The organism is Streptococcus mitis (genome assembly GCF_003942995.1).
GTDB classification, from domain to species: Bacteria; Bacillota; Bacilli; order Lactobacillales; family Streptococcaceae; genus Streptococcus; species Streptococcus mitis_CV.
This window is the reverse complement of record NZ_RJOH01000024.1, coordinates 1-23,234: the sequence shown is the minus strand read 5'-3', so window position 1 is coordinate 23,234 and position 23,234 is coordinate 1. Positions and strand designations below refer to the sequence as shown.

At 39.6% G+C, this 23,234-nt stretch carries 23 protein-coding genes and 1 pseudogene; 19 read left to right on the top strand and 5 right to left on the bottom strand.

Going from position 1 to position 23,234, the window contains the following annotated elements; translation table 11 throughout:
- The first annotated feature begins 58 nt into the window (after nt 1-58).
- A pseudogene (locus tag D8836_RS10075) lies at nt 59-1,189 on the top strand (IS3 family transposase).
- A gap of 53 nt (nt 1,190-1,242) precedes the next feature.
- Here D8836_RS10075 and D8836_RS10070 read toward each other — a convergent pair.
- Nucleotides 1,243-2,583 (bottom strand): sodium-dependent transporter, encoded by a 1,341-nt coding sequence (locus D8836_RS10070; RefSeq protein WP_125393909.1) that lies wholly within the window; start codon nt 2,581-2,583, stop codon nt 1,243-1,245.
- A 341-nt stretch (nt 2,584-2,924) separates the two neighbouring features.
- Here D8836_RS10070 and D8836_RS10060 point away from each other — a divergent pair, with 341 nt between their 5' ends.
- Nucleotides 2,925-3,665, top strand: coding sequence for a MerR family transcriptional regulator (locus D8836_RS10060; protein ID WP_125393908.1), 741 nt, complete (start codon nt 2,925-2,927; stop codon nt 3,663-3,665).
- Between the two features lie 41 nt (nt 3,666-3,706).
- On the opposite strand, the gene D8836_RS10055 is transcribed toward D8836_RS10060, so the two are convergent.
- The 3 genes from D8836_RS10055 to D8836_RS10045 are packed head-to-tail and all read right to left on the bottom strand — an operon-like array spanning nt 3,707 to nt 6,347.
- Entirely contained in the window at nt 3,707-4,228 is a 522-nt protein-coding gene (locus D8836_RS10055) for a DUF1697 domain-containing protein (protein WP_000400044.1), read from the bottom strand.
- A 37-nt stretch (nt 4,229-4,265) separates the two neighbouring features.
- Nucleotides 4,266-5,444, bottom strand: coding sequence for an aminoacetone oxidase (gene aao / locus D8836_RS10050; protein ID WP_125393907.1), 1,179 nt, complete (start codon nt 5,442-5,444; stop codon nt 4,266-4,268).
- Between the two features lie 57 nt (nt 5,445-5,501).
- A complete protein-coding gene (locus D8836_RS10045) occupies nt 5,502-6,347 on the bottom strand; it encodes a DegV family protein (protein ID WP_125393906.1) in 846 nt (281 codons plus the stop codon).
- A gap of 124 nt (nt 6,348-6,471) precedes the next feature.
- Between D8836_RS10045 and D8836_RS10040 the strand changes: the two genes are divergently transcribed.
- From D8836_RS10040 to D8836_RS09955, 17 genes are all read left to right on the top strand, one after another.
- Nucleotides 6,472-7,029: a TetR/AcrR family transcriptional regulator gene (locus D8836_RS10040; RefSeq protein WP_000004135.1), complete on the top strand. Its 558-nt coding sequence runs from the start codon at nt 6,472-6,474 to the stop codon at nt 7,027-7,029.
- Nucleotides 7,030-7,047: 18 nt separating this feature from the next.
- Nucleotides 7,048-7,515 (top strand): deoxycytidylate deaminase, encoded by a 468-nt coding sequence (locus D8836_RS10035; RefSeq protein ID WP_000136977.1) that lies wholly within the window; start codon nt 7,048-7,050, stop codon nt 7,513-7,515.
- 88 nt (nt 7,516-7,603) lie between these two features.
- A complete protein-coding gene (upp, locus tag D8836_RS10030) occupies nt 7,604-8,233 on the top strand; it encodes a uracil phosphoribosyltransferase (protein ID WP_000515974.1) in 630 nt (209 codons plus the stop codon).
- A 173-nt stretch (nt 8,234-8,406) separates the two neighbouring features.
- Complete coding sequence (clpP, locus tag D8836_RS10025) at nt 8,407-8,997, top strand: ATP-dependent Clp protease proteolytic subunit ClpP (protein WP_125393905.1); 591 nt, start codon at nt 8,407-8,409, stop codon at nt 8,995-8,997.
- A gap of 78 nt (nt 8,998-9,075) precedes the next feature.
- Nucleotides 9,076-9,363: a YlbG family protein gene (locus tag D8836_RS10015; RefSeq protein WP_125393903.1), complete on the top strand. Its 288-nt coding sequence runs from the start codon at nt 9,076-9,078 to the stop codon at nt 9,361-9,363.
- A gap of 66 nt (nt 9,364-9,429) precedes the next feature.
- Complete coding sequence (locus D8836_RS10010; RefSeq protein WP_125393902.1) at nt 9,430-10,590, top strand: ABC transporter substrate-binding protein; 1,161 nt, start codon at nt 9,430-9,432, stop codon at nt 10,588-10,590.
- 221 nt (nt 10,591-10,811) lie between these two features.
- On the top strand, nt 10,812-11,681 hold the full coding sequence (locus tag D8836_RS10005; protein ID WP_000941421.1) for a branched-chain amino acid ABC transporter permease: 870 nt from the start codon (nt 10,812-10,814) through the stop codon (nt 11,679-11,681).
- 3 nt (nt 11,682-11,684) lie between these two features.
- Nucleotides 11,685-12,641 carry a branched-chain amino acid ABC transporter permease gene (locus tag D8836_RS10000; protein ID WP_033677572.1) on the top strand — a complete coding sequence of 319 codons (957 nt, stop codon included), beginning with the start codon at nt 11,685-11,687 and terminating at the stop codon, nt 12,639-12,641.
- The gene (locus tag D8836_RS09995) at nt 12,641-13,405 is read left to right on the top strand and encodes an ABC transporter ATP-binding protein (RefSeq protein ID WP_001185997.1); all 765 of its coding nucleotides are present in this window, start codon (nt 12,641-12,643) and stop codon (nt 13,403-13,405) included. The genes D8836_RS10000 and D8836_RS09995 overlap by 1 nt, the downstream gene beginning before the upstream one ends.
- On the top strand, nt 13,405-14,115 hold the full coding sequence (locus tag D8836_RS09990) for an ABC transporter ATP-binding protein (protein WP_000062200.1): 711 nt from the start codon (nt 13,405-13,407) through the stop codon (nt 14,113-14,115). The genes D8836_RS09995 and D8836_RS09990 overlap by 1 nt, the downstream gene beginning before the upstream one ends.
- A gap of 303 nt (nt 14,116-14,418) precedes the next feature.
- Nucleotides 14,419-15,075, top strand: coding sequence for a CBS domain-containing protein (locus D8836_RS09985; RefSeq protein ID WP_125393901.1), 657 nt, complete (start codon nt 14,419-14,421; stop codon nt 15,073-15,075).
- A 108-nt stretch (nt 15,076-15,183) separates the two neighbouring features.
- A protein-coding gene (gene prfB / locus D8836_RS09980; protein WP_125393900.1) for a peptide chain release factor 2 occupies nt 15,184-16,279 on the top strand; the annotation gives its coding sequence in 2 pieces (ribosomal slippage) (nt 15,184-15,255 and nt 15,257-16,279; 1,095 coding nt in all).
- 17 nt (nt 16,280-16,296) lie between these two features.
- Nucleotides 16,297-16,989, top strand: coding sequence for a cell division ATP-binding protein FtsE (ftsE, locus tag D8836_RS09975; protein ID WP_000022260.1), 693 nt, complete (start codon nt 16,297-16,299; stop codon nt 16,987-16,989).
- Nucleotides 16,982-17,908 carry a permease-like cell division protein FtsX gene (gene ftsX, locus D8836_RS09970; protein WP_000625545.1) on the top strand — a complete coding sequence of 309 codons (927 nt, stop codon included), beginning with the start codon at nt 16,982-16,984 and terminating at the stop codon, nt 17,906-17,908. The genes ftsE and ftsX overlap by 8 nt, the downstream gene beginning before the upstream one ends.
- A 184-nt stretch (nt 17,909-18,092) precedes the next feature.
- Entirely contained in the window at nt 18,093-20,273 is a 2,181-nt protein-coding gene (locus tag D8836_RS09965; protein ID WP_125393899.1) for a PTS transporter subunit IIBC, read from the top strand.
- A gap of 51 nt (nt 20,274-20,324) precedes the next feature.
- Nucleotides 20,325-21,140, top strand: a complete 816-nt coding sequence (locus D8836_RS09960; RefSeq protein ID WP_125393898.1) for an endonuclease/exonuclease/phosphatase family protein — start codon at nt 20,325-20,327, stop codon at nt 21,138-21,140.
- Nucleotides 21,141-21,280: 140 nt separating this feature from the next.
- The gene (locus D8836_RS09955; RefSeq protein ID WP_125393897.1) at nt 21,281-22,624 is read left to right on the top strand and encodes a DEAD/DEAH box helicase; all 1,344 of its coding nucleotides are present in this window, start codon (nt 21,281-21,283) and stop codon (nt 22,622-22,624) included.
- Nucleotides 22,625-22,886: 262 nt separating this feature from the next.
- Here D8836_RS09955 and D8836_RS11490 read toward each other — a convergent pair.
- The coding region (locus D8836_RS11490) for a hypothetical protein (RefSeq protein ID WP_260468287.1) at nt 22,887-23,234 on the bottom strand (348 nt) is incomplete at its 5' end.

Genomic DNA, 23,234 nt, shown 5'->3' with positions numbered 1-23,234 from the left:
TTATGTACTGCACCCCAAAAGTTAGACAGAAAAAATCTAACTTTTGGGGTGTTTTATTATGAAATTGAGTTATGATGATAAAGTTCAGATCTATGAACTTAGAAAACAAGGATATAGCTTAGAGAAGCTTTCAAATAAATTTGGGATAAACAATTCTAATCTTAGGTACATGATTAAATTGATTGATCGTTATGGAATAGAAATCGTCAAAAAAGGAAAGAATTGTTACTATTCTCCTGAACTAAAACAAGAGATCATTGATAAAGTTCTTCTTGAGGGGCATTCACAAATTAGGGCGTCTATGGATTATGCTCTTCCAAGTAGTGGATTACTTTCGAATTGGCTGGCACAATACAAGAAAAACGGGTATACTATTGTTGAGAAAACAAGAGGGAGACCACCTAAAATGGGACGTAAGCCAAAGAAGAGATTTGAAGATATGACAGAATTAGAACGTCTTCAAGCAGAAAATGAGTACTTGAGAGCGGAGAATGCCATTCTAAAAAAGTTGAGAGAACTCCGATTGAGGGACGAAAAGAAGCAAGAAGAAAAACGGAAATTGTTCAAGGACTTGTAACAGAGTTTTCTTTAGATATCCTTCTAAAGATTATTAAGCTTGCCCGTTCAACTTATTATTACCACTTAAAACAGCTGGATCAAAGCGATAAAGATTATGATATTAAAGCTGAAATTCAGTCAACTTATACTGAGCATAAAGGAAATTACGGCTATCGTCGCATGACTCTAGAATTACGAAATCGTGGCTTCGTAGTGAACCATAAGAAGGTGCAGCGTCTGATGAAAGTACTTGGTTTAACGGCTCGAATTCGCCGTAAACGGAAGTATTCTTCCTACCAAGGAGAGGTTGGCAAGAAAGCAGATAATCTTATTCAACGTCAATTTGAAGCAACCAAACCAATGCAAAAGTGCTACACAGATGTGACAGAATTTGCCATTCCAGCAAGCAGCCAAAACACGTAAGGGAAATAGTCCAGATAACGGTATGATGGAATCTTTCTTTGGCATTCTTAAGTCTGAAATGTTTTATGGTTATGAGAATACGTTTCAGTCACTTGAACACTTGGAACAAGCTATTGTAGACTATATTGATTACTACAACAACAAACGAATTAAGGTAAAACTAAAAGGACTTAGCCCTGTACAATACAGAACTAAATCCTTTGCTTAAATTAATTGTCTAACTTTTTGGGGTCAGTACATTACTACTCAAGTCCTTTTTAATTACATAAATTGGGCGATGAAGACAACGATGATGATGATTGGAATGATGAAACGAAGAAGGAAGAGCCAGACTTGGAACAGTCCCTGTTTCCATGCTGTTTCATCGAGATGGAGTTCCTCCATTGCAAGAGCCTTTTTAAAGATATAGCCTGTAAAAAGTGAAAGGCAGAGAGCTCCAAATGGCATGAGGAGGTTGGAAACCAAGAAGTCCATAGCATCAAAGAAGGTCTTACCAAAGATGTGAACATCCGCCATAACACCGTAAGAAAGGGCTGAAGGAATTCCAAAGACAAAGGTCAAAATTCCTAAAATAACACTCCATTTGGCACGCTTGCTGTTGTCCTGATTGGTGATATTGCCTACATTGATTTCCAACATAACGACAGAAGAAGTGACCGTCGCAAAGAGGAAGAGCATGAGGAAGAGGATGTAGAAAATGGTTCCAAAAGGCATCTTGTCAAAGAGCTGAGGCAAGACGATAAAGAGCAGGCTCGGTCCCCCTTCAGATTGGATATTGAAGGCTGACATGGCTGGGAAAATGGCTAGACCCGCCATGATAGATACTGAAATATTCATGACTACGATGGAAATCCCTGACTGGACTAGATTGGTTTTTTTGTCCAAATAAGAAGCATAGGTCAGCATGGCTGTAACCCCTAGTGAGAGGGCAAAGAAAGATTGTCCCAGAGCATAGAGGAGACCAGCACTTGTCAGCTTAGAGAAGTCTGGTTTTAGGAAGTAAAGAACCCCTTCCATGGCATTTGGCAAACTGAGAGAGCGCCCAATGATGACAACAAAGATGATAAAGAGCAGGGGCATCATGACTTTCGAAGCTCTTTCAATCCCTTTTTGAACCCCACGTGATACAATGAAGATATTCAATAGGATAAAGGCTGCTTGAGCTCCTAGGGCAATGGCTGGATTTGAAATGATTGAAGTAAATAACTGAGCATAATCACCCGTTCCACCAAGTTGGAACAATTTTCCAAACTCAATGCCTAGATAGACTAAAATCCAGCCACCAATAACACTGTAAAACGATAAAAGGATAAAAAGGGCAAAGGCACCAATCCAACCGATAAAGTTGTACTTGCTATTCTTTCCTAGTTTTCCAAAGGTTTTGATAGCTGAGACACCAGCACTTCGGCCGAGGGCAAACTCAGCTAGCAAAAGGGGAAAACCGATTAGAATAGTGGAGATGAGAAAGACTAGTAAAAAGCCTCCTCCACCGTTAGCAGCAGTCATATAAGGAAATTTCCAAACGGCTCCAAGTCCGATGGCTGAACCAGCAGATGCTAGGATAAAGCCCAGTTTAGAACCCCATTGCGATTTTTCAGACATAGTTAAACTCCTAAAATTAGTATTACAAAAGAAAAAGCTACTGCCCTTGGCAAATAGCCTCATAAGTACTCAAAATGAGCCTTTCTTTTGATTGATAGACTTGACTATCCTATCATGTTTTCTAAGGTCTGTCAAGAAAACCATTTTCATGTTATGATAAAGTAAAAAAATTTCGCAAAAACGCTTGACTCTGACCTGAGGGGAGGGGTTATACTATCAATGTAATACTCTTCGAAAATCAAATTCAAACCACGTCAGCGTCGCCTTACCGTACTCAAGTACAGCCTGCGGCTAGCTTCCTAGTTTGCTCTTTGATTTTCATTGAGTATAAGGAGGAAATAATGTACCATATAAAAGAAGCTGCGCAGCTTTCGGGCGTCTCTGTCAAGACCCTACACCACTACGATAAGATAGGACTTTTGGTTCCTTTAAAGTCGGAAAACGGCTATCGAACCTACAGTCAGGAGGATTTGGAACGCCTTCAGGTTATTCTTTATTACAAATATCTAGGTTTTTCTTTAGAAAAAATAGCAGAGCTATTAAAGGAAGAAAGGGAAGATTTATTGCCTCATTTGACCAGGCAGTTGGACTATTTGACTCGAGAAAGGGAACATCTGGATACCTTGATTTCAACCTTGCAAAAAACCATTCAAGAACAAAAAGGAGAAAGAGAAATGAGCATTCAAGAGAAATTTGCTGGATTTAACTACCAAGACCATCAAAAATACCACCAAGAGGCGGTAGAGAAATATGGACAAGAAGTGATGGACCAAGCGCTCGAGCGCCAAAAAGGTCACGAAGACGAAGCTACGGCTGCCTTCAATCAAGTATTTCGATCCTTGTCACAAAATCTTCAAGCTGGACTGCCTGTAACAGCAACAGAAAACCAAGAAGAAGCTGCTAAACTCTTGCAAGCTATTCGTACTTATGGATTTGACTGCTCTATTGAGGTATTCGGTTATATCGGTAAAGGCTACGTCTACAACCCAGAATTTAAGGAAAACATTGACAAATTTGGACCTGGAACAGCCCAGTACACATCAGATGTCATTGCCTATTATGTCCAAACTCAGACAAAATAAAATCGGAGGAGCATTCTTCCGATTTTTACTAAATTCAAGCACTATTTGCTTAATAATTTTTCTACCACATTTAGTTTTCGCATGGTCAAATCTACATTAAAAAGCTTTTCAAGATAGTTGGTATGGAGTTTCTTTTGTTTAGCAGTTCTAGGGAGATAGAGGTAAAGACAATGGTTACCGATACAAATTTCTTCTTCACCGTAATCAATTTTCAATTTTTCTAAAGGGAGACTTTGAATAGATTCTTGATAAAAAATCACATGTATACGGTCATAAAGATAGTGTTCTCCAAACGGGTTTTCTTGGACAATTTTTTTAAAATCACTTTTGTTCTTGATAACCATTTTTAAGTCGGCCCCAATTTTTTCCTTTATCAGAGTATGAACACATTCTCGTATTTCTTCTAAATCTAAATCACTTTCAAGAATGATATTCCCACTTTGAATATAGGTTCGAACGTGTTGAAAACCAGCTTCTGTTAAAATATCTACCAAATAAGACATTTTCGGGATAGCATTTTTTCCATTAGGAGTAACACCTCTTAGTAAAATAATATGTTCCAAAGGACTTCCTTTCTTATTTTGTATTTTAGTCATTCAATTATTTATATATTTGATTTGAGCCCGCCACCCAACCAGTACAGAGGGCAGAAGTGATGTTAAACCCACCCGTGTGGGCATTGATATCCAGTACCTCGCCAGCAAAGTGGAGTCCAGGTACCAGCTTACTTTCTAGAGTTTTGGGATTGATTTCCTTGAGACTGACGCCCCCTTTGGTAACAAAGGACTTGGCAAGGGACATTTTTCCGGTCACAGGGATTTTGAGTGCTTTGATAGACTGGAGAAGTTGTTCGCGTTCCTTTTCAGTCAGTTGTTTGACTTTTTCTGGATAGCCTTGCACAAAAAATTCTGCCAAGCGTTCTGGAAGCAAAGTTTTTAAAGCGTTTTTCAAGGATTTTTCACGATTTTCTTCTAGGAATGCAGCCAAGTCCTTCTCAGAAAGTTGAGGGAAAACATCCAGTGAGAGAACCTCCCCACCCTTGACAAAGCTAGACATACGCAGGGCAGCAGGGCCAGACAAACCAAAGTGGGTAAAGAGCAAATCGTGAGTGATGACATGCTTGCCATAGCTTAGGGTCACATCGTCCAACGAAATCCCCTGCAAGGCCTTGTGTGGAAAATCTGTCAATAAAGGACTTTCGGCAGCCTCAAGTTCGGTAATAGTGTGCTTAAAATGACGGGCAATCTCGTGACCAAAACCAGTCGAACCAGTAGAAGGATAGGATTTTCCACCAGTTGTGACAATGAGTTTATCACAAGTGAAGGTTTGGTCGGCTGATTTAAGAACAAATTGCTTATCTACCTTTTTAACCGAAACAATCTCGGTTTGAGTAGAAACTTGACCACCTAACTCAGTGATTTTCTTTTCCAAGGCCTCTATAATTGTCCGAGACTTGTCAGTAGCAGGAAAGACGCGTCCGTGGTCCTCGACCTTAAGTTTAACCCCATTTTCTGTAAAAAAGTTAATGATATCATGGTTATCAAACTGGGAGAATACACTGTAGAGAAAGCGCCCATTTCCAGGGATTCCAGCTAGTAGGTCATCTAGAGTTCCGTTGTTGGTTACATTGCAACGTCCCCCACCAGTCCCAGCTAATTTTTTTCCAAGTTTCCGATTTTTTTCGATGAGGAGAGTTTTCTGTCCATAAAAGCTACTGGAAATTGTAGCCATCATGCCAGCAGGACCTCCACCGATGACAATAGTATCAAAATGTTTCATAGCTCTATTGTACCACAAAAAACAAGAGATGATGGTCACCTCTTGTCAAGAATGCAATTAATCAATTTCATATCCCATCAGCAAACCGCCATCTTCTGCATAGAAACTGCAGAGGCCAGAGGTTGGGAGAATTTTAATATCCGCCTGTGGGAAATTTTCACGAATTCGCTCTGAAAGCTGTTGGCAACATTTCTCGTTATTGCGTTGGGCCATGACAATACGGCCACCAGCATATCCAGCTTTAATGATTTCATCATAGGCAGCTTGAACTGATTTCTTTGAACCTCGTGCTTTTTGTAGCAATTCAAGGGTTCCAGTTTCACTAGCTTCTCCGACCATACGGATATTTAGAAGGCCAACGACCGTACCGATAAGCTTGCTCAAACGGCCGTTCTTCACTAAGTTATCGACTTTGGCTAGGACAAAGAGCAACTTGGTTTTTTCTTGATAGGCAGTGATAGCTTCAACCACTTCTTCAAAAGATAAGCCCTGGTCAATCAAGTCATTCAATTTTTCTACGAGTAGGTCAACCTCACCACCAGCAGACAAGCTATCAATTACATGAATCTTAGTGTCAGGATGGTCTTCAAGATAAATATTCTTGGCTAGTTGAGCACTATTGTGACTGCCAGAGAGAGTACCTGTGATGGTTACTAGGAAAATGTTTTTGGCTCCTTCAAATGCTCGTAGATAATCATCTGGGCTTGGACAAGCTGATTTTGAAGCTTCTGCAGTTGCATACATGGTTTCCATCATTTGGTCAATGTCAAGATTGGCATCATCAACAAAGACCTGATCAGCTACTTGAATGGTTAAGGGAACACTTACAAAGGTTGTGTCAATAGCTGGCTTTGCCAGTTGACGATAATCACAACCAGAGTCAGCAATAATCTTCCAAGTCATAGAAATTCTCCATCTTTGTCAGTTATACATTGACAAAGGTTCTGTCTTTTTTTACAATTATATCATGAAAACCCTTGAAACAAAAGCCTTATCTGTCTGTTGTGACAAGTAGAAAGAAAATGTTATGTCTGAACGTAGAATCTCTGAAAAATCTCTTGAAAATCTCAGAAAATCAAACCAAGAATCCAATTTATTAACTAGAGAAGCCATCGAAACAGCCCTCTTGCAGCTCTTGGAAAAAAAGGACTTGACCAAGATTAGTATTTCTGAATTGGTCAAACGTGCAGGCGTTTCGCGTGCGGCTTTTTATCGCAATTATGATTCTAAAGAGGAGATTTTAGAAAGCGTCTTTAAACGAACTGTCCACAATATTATGGAACAGTTGCATCATTATGATTTAAAGACAGACCTTTATCTGGTCTGGGTTCACCTTTTCCGAGAAGCAAGAAAGGAAGCCAGAGTGATTCAACTGGCCTTAGATTACCATCTGGAAAAAATCTTTGTCCAAGCCATGCAGGAATTTCTAGAAAAATACCATGGGAAATCAAAAGGGGTCAGCTCTTATCTTCATTCCTTCTGGAGCTCAGCCATCGTCTCTGTCCTTCTAAAATGGATCAAGGATGGCATGAAGGTACCTGCTGAAAAGATTGCGGACTTAGGTTTACCATTTTTTAAAAAATAGAGAAAAAGGAGAAGAGATATGACTGAAAAAAGACTAGCCTGGGATGAGTATTTTGCAGCTCAAGCCCTACTGATTGCCAATCGTTCCACTTGTAAACGTGCCAAAGTGGGTGCAATTCTGGTTAAGGATAATAAAGTTATTTCCACTGGTTATAATGGTTCGGTGTCAGGTACCGAGCATTGTATTGATCACGAATGTCTGGTCATTGAAGGCCACTGTGTTCGCACTCTTCACGCAGAGGTTAATGCTATTCTTCAAGGTGCTGAACGTGGTGTTCCAAAAGGTTTTACAGCCTATGTAACCCATTTTCCTTGTCTGAACTGTACCAAACAATTGCTTCAGGTCGGTTGCAAGCGTGTGGTTTATATTAACCAGTACCGAATGGATGACTATGCCCAATACCTTTATCAAGAAAAGGGAACAGAATTGACCCATTTACCACTTGAGACCGTACAGGTAGCTCTTAAAGAAGCAGATTTAATGTAAAAATTATCAAAAATAAATGGTTTAGAAAGATTTTTAAACCGTTTTTTGGTATAATAAGAAGAATAAATTGAAAGAAGGAACTCCAAAAATGGGAAAAATTGAAGTTATTAATCATCCACTGATTCAACACAAATTGTCAATCTTGCGTCGTACAGATACTTCTACAAAAGCTTTTCGTGAGCTAGTAGATGAGATTGCAATGTTGATGGGGTATGAAGTACTTCGTGATCTTCCACTAGAAGATGTGGAAATCGAAACACCAATCACAAAAACAGTTCAAAAACAATTGGCAGGTAAGAAATTGGCCATCGTTCCAATCTTGCGTGCAGGTATCGGGATGGTTGATGGACTCTTGAGCTTGGTTCCAGCTGCTAAGGTTGGTCACATCGGTATGTACCGTGATGAAGAAACGCTTCAACCAGTTGAGTACTTGGTGAAATTGCCTGAAGATATTGACCAACGTCAAATTTTTGTTGTAGACCCAATGTTGGCAACAGGTGGCTCAGCAATCTTGGCTGTTGACTCCCTTAAAAAACGTGGCGCATCAAATATCAAATTTGTCTGCCTTGTATCTGCTCCAGAAGGTGTAAAAGCCCTTCAAGAAGCTCATCCAGATGTAGAAATCTTTACAGCAGCCTTGGATGAACGCTTGAACGAACACGGTTATATCGTTCCAGGTCTTGGAGATGCTGGGGACCGCCTGTTCGGTACGAAATAAAATCGAAAAGAAGAATGAATTGGAAAAGAATTTCCAGTCGTGAAAGGAGGTTGAATTTTTGTTTCTGTCTGATGAAAACAGAGCAAAAATTTGACCTTTTTTGACCAAGATATTATAATAGTCTTATCTTCAGTCATTTGACCAACAAAATTAAAACTCAAAAGGAGAATTGAATGATTCCTGTAGTTATTGAACAAACAAGCCGTGGAGAACGTTCCTACGATATTTACTCACGTCTTCTTAAAGACCGCATCATTATGCTGACAGGTCCAGTTGAAGACAACATGGCTAACTCTGTTATTGCTCAGTTGCTTTTCTTGGATGCCCAAGATAGTACAAAAGATATTTACCTTTATGTCAATACACCTGGTGGTTCCGTTTCAGCTGGTTTGGCAATCGTTGATACCATGAACTTTATTAAGGCAGATGTCCAAACCATCGTTATGGGAATGGCCGCATCTATGGGGACGGTCATTGCATCAAGTGGAGCAAAAGGCAAACGTTTCATGCTTCCAAATGCTGAATACATGATCCATCAACCAATGGGTGGTACAGGTGGTGGTACTCAACAAACCGATATGGCGATTGCTGCAGAACACTTGCTCAAAACTCGTAACATCTTGGAAAAAATCTTGGCTGAAAATTCAGGTCAGTCAATCGAAAAAGTCCATGCAGATGCAGAACGTGATAACTGGATGAGTGCCCAAGAAACACTTGAATATGGCTTTGTTGATGAAATCATGGCCAACAATTCATTGAATTAATGATCAAAGAAGGCAAACTCGACTGGGTTTGCTTTTTTTGGTATAATAGGGAGAGATTTCTTAGAAAGAGGATTTACCATGTTTGAAAAAGTCAATCGATCTGGCTTGATTATCTATCTTTACTATAATCGTGATGCCAAAAAACTGCAGGATTATGGAGATATTACCTATCATTCCAAGAAACATCGTTACTTACAGCTTTATGTTCCAACTCAAGAAGTGGAGCAATTGGTCGGGCGCTTGAGCAAGGAAAAATTTATAAAAAAAGTCAGAGTTTGTCATATCCAAGAGCTGGAAACACCCTTTGTGGGCAATCTTTATCGAGAGGAAAACGTTATCATTGAAAAAAATCAAGAAAAGTGTTGACAATTTTCTGATAATTCGGTATATTCTTAACATGCTATTTATTTAAGAAATAAGGAGACAAAAAAGATGAAGAAAAAATTTGCCCTATCGTTTGTGGCGCTTGCAAGTGTAGCACTTCTTGCAGCCTGTGGAGAAGTGAAGTCTGGAGCGTCAAACACTGCTGGTAACTCAGTAGATGAAAAGACAATCAAAATCGGATTTAACTTCGAGGAAACTGGTGCCGTAGCAGCCTACGGAACATCTGAACAAAAAGGTGCCCAACTTGCTGTTGATGAAATCAATGCCGCAGGTGGTATCGATGGAAAACAAATCGAAGTAGTTGATAAAGATAACAAGTCTGAAACAGCTGAGGCGGCTTCAGTAACAACTAACCTTGTAACTCAATCTAAAGTATCAGCAATCGTAGGACCTGCGACATCTGGTGCAACTGCAGCTGCGGTAGCGAACGCTACAAAAGCTGGTGTTCCATTGATTTCACCAAGTGCGACTCAAGATGGATTGACTAAAGGTCAAGATTACCTCTTTATTGGAACTTTCCAAGATAGCTTCCAAGGAAAAATTATCTCAAACTATGTTTCTGATAAATTGCAAGCTAAGAAAGTTGTTCTTTACACTGACAATGCCAGCGACTATGCTAAAGGTATTGCCAAAGCTTTCCGTGAATCATACAAGGGTGAAATCGTTGCAGATGAAACTTTCGTAGCAGGTGACACAGACTTCCAAGCAGCCCTTACAAAAATGAAAGGGAAAGACTTTGATGCTATCGTTGTTCCTGGTTACTATACTGAAGCTGGTAAAATTGTAAACCAAGCGCGTGGTATGGGAATTGACAAACCAATCGTTGGTGGTGATGGATTCAACGGTGAAGAGTTTGTACAACAAGCAACTGCTGAAAAAGCATCAAACATCTACTTTATCTCAGGCTTCTCAACTACTGTAGAAGTTTCAGCTAAAGCAAAAGCCTTCCTTGACGCTTACCGTGCTAAGTACAACGAAGAGCCTTCAACATTTGCAGCCTTGGCTTATGACTCAGTTCACCTTGTAGCAAATGCAGCAAAAGGTGCTAAGAACTCTGGTGAAATCAAGGATAACCTTGCTAAAACAAAAGATTTTGAAGGTGTAACTGGTCAAACAAGCTTTGATGCAGACCACAACACAGTCAAAACTGCTTACATGATGACCATGAACAATGGTAAGGTTGAAGCAGCAGAAGTTGTAAAACCATAATAGAAAAATGTTGAAATAGGGAATGAGCCTTTGACTCACTCCCTGTTTCGATGTTTAATACTCTTCAAAAATCAAATTCAAACTGCGTCAACGTCGCCTTGCCGTACTCAAGTACAGCCTGTGGCTAGTTTCCTAGTTTGCTCTTTGATTTTTATTGAGTATAAGAACTTATAAAAAGTGAGGGAAAACCCTCGAAATTATAAATAGAAAGAGTGAATCTTATGCTCCAACAACTAGTAAATGGTTTGATTCTAGGTAGTGTTTATGCGCTGTTAGCCCTAGGATATACCATGGTTTACGGAATTATCAAGCTCATCAACTTCGCCCACGGTGATATTTATATGATGGGAGCCTTTATCGGTTATTTCTTGATTAATTCTTTCCAAATGAATTTCTTTGTAGCGCTAATTGTAGCTATGCTAGCGACAGCCATTCTTGGTGTCGTGATTGAGTTCCTTGCTTACCGACCTTTGCGTCACTCTACTCGTATTGCTGTTTTGATTACGGCTATTGGGGTTTCTTTCCTATTGGAGTATGGGATGGTCTATCTGGTTGGTGCCAATACCCGTGCCTTCCCTCAAGCGATTCAAACAGTTCGCTATGATTTGGGACCAATCAGCTTAACAAATGTGCAGTTAATGATCTTGGCCATTTCCTTGATTTTGATGATTTTGTTACAAGTCATTGTCCAAAAAACAAAGATGGGGAAAGCCATGCGTGCTGTATCTGTAGATAGCGATGCAGCGCAATTGATGGGGATCAATGTAAATCGTACTATCAGCTTTACCTTCGCTTTGGGTTCAGCTCTTGCGGGTGCGGCTGGTGTTCTGATTGCCCTCTATTATAACTCTCTTGAACCTTTGATGGGGGTTACTCCAGGTCTTAAGTCTTTCGTTGCCGCAGTACTTGGTGGTATCGGGATTATTCCTGGTGCGGCTCTTGGTGGCTTTGTGATTGGTCTATTGGAAACCTTTGCGACAGCCTTTGGAATGTCAGACTTCCGTGATGCCATTGTTTATGGAATCTTGTTGTTGATCTTGATTGTCCGCCCAGCTGGTATCCTTGGTAAAAATGTGAAAGAGAAGGTGTAAACGATGAAAGAAAATTTAAAAGTTAATATTCTATGGTTACTCCTTTTGTTAGCTGGTTATGGCTTGATTAGTGTACTGGTTTCAGTTGGAGTACTCAACCTATTCTATGTACAGATTTTACAACAAATTGGAATTAATATTATTCTGGCAGTTGGTCTTAACTTAATCGTTGGTTTTTCAGGACAATTTTCACTTGGGCATGCTGGTTTCATGGCGATTGGTGCTTATGCCGCTGCTATTATTGGATCTAAATCACCAACCTACGGTGCCTTCTTTGGAGCTATGATTGTAGGTGCTTTGCTTTCAGGAGCAGTTGCCTTGCTTGTCGGAATTCCAACCTTGCGCTTGAAGGGGGACTATCTTGCGGTAGCAACTCTCGGGGTATCTGAAATTATCCGTATCTTTATCATCAATGGTGGAAGTCTTACAAATGGTGCGGCAGGTATCTTGGGAATTCCTAACTTTACAACTTGGCAAATGGTTTACTTCTTTGTCGTGATTACAACCATTGCAACCTTGAACTTCTTGCGTAGTCCAATTGGTCGTTCAACGCTCTCTGTTCGTGAGGATGAAATTGCTGCTGAGTCAGTTGGGGTTAATACGACTAAGATTAAAATCATCGCCTTTGTCTTTGGTGCCATTACTGCAAGTATTGCTGGGTCACTTCAGGCAGGATTTATCGGTTCAGTTGTACCGAAAGATTACACTTTCATTAACTCAATCAATGTTTTGATTATTGTTGTATTTGGTGGACTTGGTTCCATTACAGGTGCAATCGTTTCAGCTATTGTCCTTGGAATTTTGAATATGCTTCTCCAAGATGTTGCTAGCGTGCGTATGATTATTTATGCTTTAGCCTTGGTATTGGTAATGATTTTCAGACCAGGTGGACTACTTGGGACATGGGAATTGAGCCTATCACGTTTCTTTAAAAAATCTAAGAAGGAGGAACAAAACTAATGGCATTACTTGAAGTAAAACAGTTAACCAAACATTTTGGCGGTCTAACAGCTGTTGGAGATGTGACTCTTGAATTGAACGAAGGGGAATTGGTTGGACTAATCGGTCCAAACGGAGCTGGGAAAACCACTCTTTTCAACCTCTTGACGGGTGTTTATGAACCAAGTGAGGGAACAGTTACCCTTGATGGTCACCTTTTAAATGGGAAGTCACCTTATAAGATTGCTTCTTTGGGACTTGGACGTACATTCCAAAATATCCGTCTCTTTAAAGATTTAACAGTTTTGGACAATGTTTTGATTGCTTTTGGCAACCATCACAAACAACATGTTTTTGCTAGTTTCTTACGCCTACCAGCTTTTTACAAGAGTGAAAAAGAATTAAAGGCTAAGGCTTTGGAATTGTTGAAAATCTTTGATTTAGATGGTGATGCAGAAACTCTTGCTAAAAATCTTGCCTACGGACAACAACGTCGTTTAGAAATTGTTCGTGCTCTCGCTACGGAACCTAAAATTCTCTTTTTAGATGAACCAGCAGCAGGTATGAACCCACAGGAAACAGCCGAATTGACTGAGTTAATTCGTCGTATCAAAGATGAATTTAAGATTACTATCATGCTGATTGAACACGATATGAATCTGGTCATGGAAGTAACAGAACGTATCTACGTACTTGAGTATGGCCGTTTGATTGCACAAGGAACTCCTGACGAAATTAAGACCAATAAACGCGTTATCGAAGCTTATCTAGGAGGTGAAGCCTAATGTCTATGTTAAAAGTTGATAATCTTTCTGTGCATTACGGTATGATCCAAGCAGTCCGTGATGTAAGCTTTGAAGTGAATGAAGGAGAGGTAGTTTCCCTTATCGGTGCCAATGGTGCAGGTAAGACAACCATTCTCCGTACCTTGTCTGGTTTGGTTAGACCAAGTTCTGGAAAGATTGAATTTTTAGGTCAAGAAATCCAAAAAATGCCGGCTCAGAAAATCGTGGCAGGTGGTCTTTCACAAGTTCCAGAAGGACGCCACGTCTTTCCTGGCTTGACTGTTATGGAAAATCTAGAAATGGGAGCTTTCTTAAAGAAAAATCGTGAAGAAAATCAAGCTAACTTGAAGAAAGTTTTCTCACGGTTCCCACGTCTTGAAGAACGGAAGAACCAAGATGCAGCCACTCTTTCAGGGGGGGAACAACAAATGCTTGCCATGGGACGCGCCCTCATGTCAACACCAAAACTTCTTCTTTTAGATGAACCCTCAATGGGACTTGCCCCAATCTTTATCCAAGAGATTTTTGATATCATTCAAGACATTCAGAAACAAGGAACGACCGTCCTCTTGATTGAACAAAATGCCAATAAAGCACTCGCAATCTCTGACCGAGGTTATGTACTGGAAACAGGAAAAATCGTTCTATCAGGAACAGGAAAAGAACTCGCTTCATCAGAAGAAGTCAGAAAAGCATATCTAGGTGGCTAAAAAGGTCCGGGGGACCTTTTTAGTCGGCGGATGAAGATTGCGAAGCAATTATCAAATCCAGTGGATTGTTTTAGTCGGCAGATGAAGATTGCAAAGCAATCTTCATCTACATTAAAAGGTTAATTTCTAATAATTGAAAAAATCGAATGAAACGTTTCTTACCTTCATTCACAGAGCTCGATTTTAGAGCTCTTTTTGCTAGCTTATTCATACTTTTCTGAATTTTGAAAAAGAAATGTAAGCGTTTGATAGATTTACAAAAAGATTGTATAATAGGGATAAGAATAGAAAAGGAGAAGTCTCATGGCAGTTAAAGATTTTATGACCCGCAAGGTAGTGTATATTAGTCCAGATACAACAGTATCTCATGCAGCAGATTTGATGAGAGAGCAAGGGTTGCACCGCTTGCCTGTTATCGAAAATGATCAATTGGTTGGTTTGGTAACTGAAGGAACCATTGCTCAAGCTAGTCCATCAAAAGCAACCAGTCTTTCTATCTATGAGATGAATTATCTTCTAAATAAGACAAAAGTAAAAGATGTGATGATTCGCGATGTTGTCACTGTTTCAGGCTATGCGAGTCTGGAGGATGCAACTTATTTGATGTTGAAAAACAAGATTGGTATTCTTCCTGTCGTAGATAATCATCAAGTATACGGGGTTATTACGGACCGTGACGTTTTCCAAGCCTTTCTTGAAATTGCTGGTTATGGTGAAGAAGGAATTCGTGTGCGCTTTGTTACGGAAAACAAGGTAGGTGTTCTTGGAAAGATTGTTTCTTTGATTGTAGAAGAAAATTTGAATATCTCCCATACAGTAAATATTCCGCGTAAAGATGGTAAGGTCATTATCGAAGTTCAAATCGAAGGATCAATTGATTTACCAGCCTTGAAAGAAAAATTTGAATCAGAGAATATTCAAGTAGAAGAGATTACTCGTACTTCAGCAAAAGTCTTGTAAGAAGGGAAGCCGAAAGGCTTCTTTTTACGTGTAATAAGGGATTAGAGCAAAAGATGGAAAGAAATGATAAAATATGCTATAATGAAATGATGTAAAAAAGGAGTATTTATGGACATTTCAGTAATTCGTCAGAAAATTGACGCAAATCGTGAAAAATTAGCTTCTTTCAGGGGGTCTCTTTGACCTCGAAGGTTTAGAGGAAGAGATTGCCATCTTGGAAAACAAGATGACACAACCTGATTTTTGGAACGATAATATCGCGGCCCAAAAAACGTCGCAAGAATTAAATGAATTAAAAAACACCTACAACACCTTCCACAAAATGGAAGAGTTGCAGGATGAAGTCGAAATTTTATTAGACTTTTTAGCTGAAGATGAGTCGGTTCATGAAGAATTGGTAACGCAGTTATCCGAACTTGATAAGATGATGACCAGTTACGAGATGACCTTGCTCTTGTCAGAACCTTATGACCATAATAATGCGATTTTGGAAATCCATCCAGGATCCGGTGGTACTGAGGCTCAGGACTGGGGTGATATGTTGCTTCGTATGTATACTCGCTATGGAAATGCTAAAGGCTTTAAAGTGGAAGTATTGGATTACCAAGCAGGAGACGAAGCTGGTATCAAGTCAGTAACCCTATCATTTGAAGGACCCAATGCCTATGGTCTTCTCAAGTCAGAAATGGGTGTACACCGTTTGGTGCGAATTTCACCATTTGACTCTGCTAAACGTCGCCATACCTCTTTCACATCTGTAGAAGTAATGCCAGAATTGGATGATACCATTGAAGTGGAAATCCGTGAAGATGATATCAAGATGGACACCTTCCGTTCAGGAGGTGCTGGTGGACAAAACGTCAATAAGGTTTCAACAGGTGTGCGTTTGACCCACATTCCTACTGGGACTGTTGTCCAGTCAACGGTCGATCGTACCCAGTATGGAAATAGAGATCGTGCCATGAAGATGTTGCAGGCTAAGCTCTATCAAATGGAGCAAGAAAAGAAAGCTGCGGAGGTAGATTCCCTCAAGGGTGAGAAAAAAGAAATCACATGGGGAAGCCAAATCCGTTCTTATGTCTTCACACCTTATACTATGGTAAAAGACCATCGAACTAGTTTTGAAGTTGCGCAGGTAGATAAGGTTATGGATGGAGACCTAGATGGTTTTATCGACGCTTATCTCAAGTGGCGAATCAGCTAAGATAGAAAGGAACTCACATGTCAATCATTGAAATGAGAGATGTCGTCAAAAAATACGACAACGGAACGACTGCCCTACGTGGTGTTTCGGTCAGCATTCAACCAGGAGAATTTGCCTATATCGTAGGTCCGTCAGGAGCTGGGAAATCAACCTTTATTCGTTCTTTGTATCGCGAAGTAAAAATCGAAAAAGGAAGCTTATCTGTTGCTGGTTTTAATCTAGTTAAAATAAAAAAGAAAGATGTCCCTCTCCTACGTCGTAGTGTTGGGGTTGTCTTCCAAGATTATAAACTGTTACCAAAGAAAACCGTTTATGAAAATATTGCCTATGCAATGGAGGTAATTGGAGAAAGTCGCCGTAATATCAAAAAACGTGTTATGGAAGTTTTAGACTTGGTTGGATTGAAGCATAAGGTTCGTTCTTTCCCAAATGAACTTTCAGGGGGAGAACAACAGCGTATTGCGATAGCGCGTGCTATTGTAAATAATCCCAAAGTATTGATTGCGGACGAACCAACAGGAAACTTGGACCCAGATAATTCATGGGAAATTATGAACTTGCTGGAACGCATCAATCTCCAAGGTACAACTGTCTTGATGGCTACCCACAACAGTCAGATTGTAAATACCTTGCGCCACCGTGTCATTGCCATTGAAAATGGCCGTGTCGTTCGTGACGAAGCTAAAGGAGAATATGGATACGATGATTAGTAGATTTTTTCGTCATTTATTTGAATCATTAAAAAGTTTGAAACGAAATGGCTGGATGACAGTAGCTGCTGTCAGTTCAGTTATGATTACTTTGACCTTGGTTGCAATATTTGCATCTGTTATCTTTAATACGGCTAAACTAGCTACAGATATTGAAAATAATGTTCGAGTAATGGTATACATTCGTAAGGACGTAGCTGATAATAGTGAGACCATTGAAAAAGAAGGTCAAACTGTTACAAATAACGACTACCATAAGGTATATGATGCTTTGAAAGGCATGTCAACCGTTAAAAGTGTTACGTTTTCAAGTAAAGAAGAACAATATGAAAAGTTGACAGAAACAATGGGGGATAACTGGAAAATCTTTGAAGGAGATGCCAATCCTCTCTATGATGCATATATCGTTGATACAAATACACCAAGTGATGTAAAGACAGTAGCAGAAGAGGCTAAAAAAATCGAAGGTGTATCAGAAGTTCAAGATGGTGGTGCTAATACAGAACGCTTGTTTAAGCTAGCTTCATTTATTCGTGTCTGGGGACTAGTTATCGCTGGATTATTGATTTTCATTGCGGTGTTCTTGATTTCTAATACTATACGTATCACCATCATTTCACGAAGCCGTGAAATTCAAATCATGCGTTTAGTAGGTGCTAAGAACGGCTATATCCGCGGACCTTTCTTGCTTGAAGGTGCCTTCATCGGTTTGCTTGGAGCAACACTTCCATCAGTTCTGGTATTTATTGTCTATAAAATGGTTTACCAATCGGTTAATAAGTCATTAGTCGGCCAAAACCTTTCAATGATATCACCAGAAGTATTCAGTCCACTGATGATTGCCTTATTATTTGTGATTGGAATTTTTATCGGTTCAATCGGATCAGGAATTTCAATGCGCAGATTCCTGAAAATCTAAAATAAAATAGAAGTATATTTGAGGAGATTTTAATATCTCCTTTTTTACTACAAAAATTTTAGAAAAAAGTCTACTTTTTTTTATAAAAGCCTTTACAAAAAAAATTAAAGTGGTATAATTGAATTATAGAAAGTGCAAACGTTTTCGTAAAACGTTTGCCTAAATAAAAATAAAGGAGATTTGAATGATGAAAGATACATTCAAAAATGTCTTGTCTTTCGAGTTTTGGCAAAAATTCGGTAAGGCTTTGATGGTGGTTATCGCGGTTATGCCGGCTGCTGGTTTGATGATTTCAATCGGTAAGTCACTTGTGATGATCAACCCTAACTTTGCCCCACTCGTTACTACTGGTGGTGTACTAGAGCAAATCGGTTGGGGAGTCATCGTTAACCTTCATATCTTGTTTGCCCTCGCTATTGGAGGAAGCTGGGCTAAGGAACGCGCTGGTGGTGCGTTTGCGGCAGGTCTTGCCTTTGTCCTAATCAATCGTATCACTGGTACAATCTTTGGCGTATCAGGAGATATGTTGAAAAATCCAGAAGCTATGGTAACAACTCTCTTTGGTGGATCAATCAAAGTTGCTGATTACTTCATTAGTGTTATGGAAGCTCCAGCACTTAACATGGGTGTCTTCGTAGGGATTATTTCTGGTTTTATTGGAGCAACTGCTTACAACAAATACTACAACTTCCGTAAGCTTCCTGATGCACTTTCATTCTTTAACGGAAAACGTTTTGTACCGTTTGTAGTTATTCTTCGTTCAGTAATTGCTGCAATCGTACTTTCAGCTTTCTGGCCACTTGTGCAAACTGGTATCAATAGCTTTGGTATCTGGATTGCTAACTCACAAGAAACTGCTCCAATCCTTGCACCATTCTTGTATGGTACATTGGAACGCTTGCTCTTGCCATTTGGTCTTCACCACATGTTGACTATCCCAATGAACTACACAGCTCTTGGTGGTACTTATGAAGTCTTAACTGGTGCAGCAAAAGGTAGCCAAGTATTTGGTCAAGATCCACTTTGGCTTGCATGGGTAACAGACCTTGTTAACCTTAAAGGTACAGATGCAAGTCACTACCAACAATTGTTAGATACTGTTCACCCAGCTCGTTTCAAAGTTGGACAAATGATCGGTTCATTCGGTATCTTGATGGGTGTGATCGTTGCTATCTACCGTAATGTCGATGCTGATAAGAAACATCAATATAAAGGTATGATGATTGCGACAGCTCTTGCAACATTCTTGACAGGGGTTACTGAACCAATCGAATACATGTTCATGTTTGTAGCAACACCTATGTATCTTGTTTACTCACTTGTTCAAGGTGCTGCCTTCGCTATGGCTGACGTAGTAAACCTACGTGTCCACTCATTCGGTTCAATTGAATTCTTGACTCGTACACCACTAGCAATTAATGCTGGTATTGGTATGGATATCGTTAACTTTATCTGGGTAACTGTTCTCTTTGCTGTAATCATGTACTTTATCGCAAACTTCATGATTCAAAAATTCAACTACGCAACTCCAGGGCGTAACGGAAACTACGAAACTGCTGAAGGTTCAGAAGAATCTAGCAGCGAAGTGAAAGTTGCAGCAGGCTCTCAAGCTGTAAACATTATCAACCTTCTTGGTGGACGTGCAAACATCGTTGATGTTGACGCATGTATGACTCGTCTTCGTGTAACTGTTAAAGATGCAGATAAAGTAGGAAATGCAGAACAATGGAAAGCAGAAGGAGCTATGGGTCTTGTCATGAAAGGACAAGGGGTTCAAGCTATCTACGGTCCAAAAGCTGACGTATTGAAATCTGATATCCAAGATATCCTTGATTCAGGTGAAATCATTCCTGAAACTCTTCCAAGTCAAATGACAGAAGCGCAACAAAACACTGTACACTACAAAGGTGTAACAGAGGAAGTTTACTCAGTAGCAGACGGTCAAGTTGTTGCCTTGGAACAAGTAAAAGATCCAGTATTTGCTCAAAAAATGATGGGTGACGGATTTGCTGTAGAACCTGCAAATGGAAACATTGTATCTCCAGTTTCAGGTACTGTATCAAGTATCTTCCCTACAAAACATGCTCTTGGTCTTGTGACTGAAGCAGGCCTTGAAGTACTTGTTCACATTGGTTTGGACACAGTAAGTCTCGAAGGAAAACCATTTACAGTTCATGTTGCTGAAGGACAAAAAGTTGCAGCAGGTGATCTTCTTGTCACAGCTGACTTGGATGCTATCCGTGCAGCAGGTCGTGAAACTTCTACAGTGGTTGTCTTCACAAATGCTGAAGCTATTAAATCAGTTAAATTAGAAAAAACAGGTTCTCTTGCAGCTAAAACAGCAGTTGCTAAAGTAGAATTGTAATATACTTGAGGTTGGAAGCTGTATTCCAACCTCTTATTTTGGGAGAAAAGAATGAAATTTTTAACACTCAATACTCACAGTTGGATGGAGAAAGAAGCAGAGGAAAAATTCCAGATTTTGCTTGAGGATATTCTTGAAAAAGACTATGATTTGATTTGTTTCCAAGAAATCAATCAGGAGATCACTTCGCCAGTGGTGGAGGTTAATGACCTTTATCAAGCTTTGCCAGCAGCTGAGCCTATTCACCAAGACCATTATGTTAGACTTTTGGTTGAAAAGTTGTCAGAGCAAGGGAAAGATTACTACTGGACTTGGGCCTATAACCATATTGGTTATGACCGCTACCATGAAGGTGTGGCTATCTTGTCTAAAACACCTATTGAAGCAAGAGAAATTTTGGTTTCAGATGTGGATGATCCAACAGACTATCATACTCGCCGTGTCGCCCTGGCTGAAACTGTAGTCGATGGCAAGGACCTTGCAGTTGCCAGTGTCCACCTTTCTTGGTGGGATAAAGGTTTCCAAGAAGAATGGGCGCGATTTGAGGCTGTCTTGAAAGAATTGAACAAGCCACTTTTGATGGCTGGAGATTTCAACAACCCAGCTGGTCAGGAAGGATACCAAGCTATTTTAGCTAGTCCATTAGGCTTACAAGACGCATTTGAAGTTGCTCAAGAGAAAAGTGGTAGCTATACTGTTCCACCAGAAATTGATGGCTGGAAGGGGAACACAGAACCCCTTCGAATCGACTATGTTTTTACTACCAAAGAGTTAGCGGTGGAAAATTTACATGTCGTATTTGATGGTAACAAGAGTCCGCAAGTCAGTGATCACTATGGCTTGAATGCTATTTTAAACTGGAAATAAGGACTAAAAAGAGGTTGGGATTCACAAATTCCAGCCTTTTTTTGATTAGATAAACTACTGAAAGTAAGCTCTATGAGTGAGACTACTGAAATGGAATAAAATATGGTATAATTGATAGGATAGATAGAATCGAGGATATTATGTCATTTACGAAATTTCAATTTAAAAAATATATTAGTGAAGCCTTGGAGGAGTTGAAATTTACAACTCCGACAGAGGTGCAAGACAAGTTGATTCCGATTGTTTTGGCAGGTCGTGACCTAGTCGGTGAATCAAAAACAGGTTCGGGTAAGACTCACACTTTCCTATTACCGATTTTCCAGCAATTAGATGAAGCCAGCGATAGTGTTCAAGCAGTCATTACTGCACCGAGCCGTGAATTAGCTACTCAAATTTACCAAGCAGCCCGTCAGATTGCTACTCACTCAGAAGTAGAAGTTCGTGTGGTTAATTATGTGGGAGGGACAGATAAGGCTCGCCAGATTGACAAATTGGCAAGTAACCAGCCTCATATTGTTATCGGAACGCCTGGCCGTATCTATGACTTGGTTAAATCTGGTGATTTAGCTATTCATAAAGCTAAGACCTTTGTAGTTGATGAGGCAGATATGACCTTGGATATGGGATTCTTAGAAACTGTTGATAAGATTGCTGGAAGCCTTCCAAAAGATCTGCAATTCATGGTCTTCTCAGCGACTATCCCACAAAAGTTGCAACCATTCTTGAAAAAATACTTATCAAATCCTGTCATGGAGAAAATCAAGACCAAAACGGTCATTTCTGATACCATTGATAATTGGTTGATTTCGACCAAGGGCCGAGATAAGAATGCTCAAATTTACCAGTTGACTCAGTTGATGCAACCGTATTTGGCAATGATTTTTGTTAACACTAAAACGCGTGCTGATGAATTGCATTCATATCTGACTGCTCAAGGCTTGAAGGTGGCAAAAATCCATGGGGATATTGCCCCTCGTGAGCGCAAACGTATCATGAACCAGGTGAAAAATCTAGATTTTGAGTACATTGTCGCAACGGATTTGGCCGCGCGTGGAATTGATATTGAAGGTGTCAGCCATGTTATCAATGATGCCATTCCGCAAGATTTATCTTTCTTTGTGCACCGTGTTGGTCGTACTGGACGCAATGGCCTACCAGGTACAGCTATTACCCTTTACCAGCCAAGTGATGACTCGGATATCCGTGAGTTGGAGAAATTGGGAATTAAGTTTACTCCCAAGATGGTCAAAGACGGCGAATTTCAAGATACCTATGACCGTGATCGTCGTGCCAACCGTGAGAAAAAACAAGATAAACTTGATATCGAAATGATTGGTTTGGTTAAAAAGAAAAAGAAAAAAGTCAAACCAGGTTATAAGAAGAAAATTCAATGGGCGGTTGATGAAAAACGCCGCAAGACCAAGCGCGCTGAAAATCGCGCACGTGGTCGTGCAGAGCGTAAAGCAAAACGCCAAACATTTTAATAGAAAAAGTTGGAGTACTGAGCTCCAACTTTTTCTATTATGTGACTGAAAGTCACATAATAAACTAGCTCATATCAATAAAATAGTAGAGGTTCTAATCAATTTCAATAATTCAGAAAAAAGAAGACTGACAAAATATGACTACTTTAAGATGACACTAAAATTTGATATCAAACTCTAGCATATGGAGGAAGAAATCAAAATTAATGGATAGGTGATTACGGATATAAAGTTATAAGACTTGAAACTTTATTTCATAGACTTAATCACTCTTATCCTTCTTAAATTCATAGAGCTCTTCCAAGTAAAAATGAATTTTTTCTTTAATATATTTTAATGATTTATTATTAGTTATGTCTATAACACCAAACACACTATAGTGGTTTCGGTAAAGCTCATCATAATCAATCTGACTGCCTATGATGATAACTTCTGATTTTTTTGAACTAAATTGGATAGATTTTAAATAGAGTTTCATTTTTTTAGATGTTAGAGACCCTGATTTTATGATAAAATAAGTAGAAGATTTATATTTGTAGTTAATCTTATGTCCTTGTAAAATTTTTGTATTTTTGAATGTTTTCTTTAAGAAATAATATTTTAAATACAG

Bases quoted from the DNA above. Each gene is read 5' to 3' on its own strand.
- D8836_RS10070 (WP_125393909.1), bottom strand. From the start codon at position 2,583: ATGTCTGAAAAATCGCAATGGGGTTCTAAACTGGGCTTTATCCTAGCA.
- D8836_RS10060 (WP_125393908.1), top strand. From the start codon at position 2,925: ATGTACCATATAAAAGAAGCTGCGCAGCTTTCGGGCGTCTCTGTCAAG.
- aao (WP_125393907.1), bottom strand. From the start codon at position 5,444: ATGAAACATTTTGATACTATTGTCATCGGTGGAGGTCCTGCTGGCATG.
- D8836_RS10045 (WP_125393906.1), bottom strand. From the start codon at position 6,347: ATGACTTGGAAGATTATTGCTGACTCTGGTTGTGATTATCGTCAACTG.
- D8836_RS10040 (WP_000004135.1), top strand. From the start codon at position 6,472: ATGTCTGAACGTAGAATCTCTGAAAAATCTCTTGAAAATCTCAGAAAA.
- D8836_RS10035 (WP_000136977.1), top strand. From the start codon at position 7,048: ATGACTGAAAAAAGACTAGCCTGGGATGAGTATTTTGCAGCTCAAGCC.
- upp (WP_000515974.1), top strand. From the start codon at position 7,604: ATGGGAAAAATTGAAGTTATTAATCATCCACTGATTCAACACAAATTG.
- clpP (WP_125393905.1), top strand. From the start codon at position 8,407: ATGATTCCTGTAGTTATTGAACAAACAAGCCGTGGAGAACGTTCCTAC.
- D8836_RS10015 (WP_125393903.1), top strand. From the start codon at position 9,076: ATGTTTGAAAAAGTCAATCGATCTGGCTTGATTATCTATCTTTACTAT.
- D8836_RS10010 (WP_125393902.1), top strand. From the start codon at position 9,430: ATGAAGAAAAAATTTGCCCTATCGTTTGTGGCGCTTGCAAGTGTAGCA.
- D8836_RS10005 (WP_000941421.1), top strand. From the start codon at position 10,812: ATGCTCCAACAACTAGTAAATGGTTTGATTCTAGGTAGTGTTTATGCG.
- D8836_RS10000 (WP_033677572.1), top strand. From the start codon at position 11,685: ATGAAAGAAAATTTAAAAGTTAATATTCTATGGTTACTCCTTTTGTTA.
- D8836_RS09995 (WP_001185997.1), top strand. From the start codon at position 12,641: ATGGCATTACTTGAAGTAAAACAGTTAACCAAACATTTTGGCGGTCTA.
- D8836_RS09990 (WP_000062200.1), top strand. From the start codon at position 13,405: ATGTCTATGTTAAAAGTTGATAATCTTTCTGTGCATTACGGTATGATC.
- D8836_RS09985 (WP_125393901.1), top strand. From the start codon at position 14,419: ATGGCAGTTAAAGATTTTATGACCCGCAAGGTAGTGTATATTAGTCCA.
- ftsE (WP_000022260.1), top strand. From the start codon at position 16,297: ATGTCAATCATTGAAATGAGAGATGTCGTCAAAAAATACGACAACGGA.
- ftsX (WP_000625545.1), top strand. From the start codon at position 16,982: ATGATTAGTAGATTTTTTCGTCATTTATTTGAATCATTAAAAAGTTTG.
- D8836_RS09965 (WP_125393899.1), top strand. From the start codon at position 18,093: ATGATGAAAGATACATTCAAAAATGTCTTGTCTTTCGAGTTTTGGCAA.
- D8836_RS09960 (WP_125393898.1), top strand. From the start codon at position 20,325: ATGAAATTTTTAACACTCAATACTCACAGTTGGATGGAGAAAGAAGCA.
- D8836_RS09955 (WP_125393897.1), top strand. From the start codon at position 21,281: ATGTCATTTACGAAATTTCAATTTAAAAAATATATTAGTGAAGCCTTG.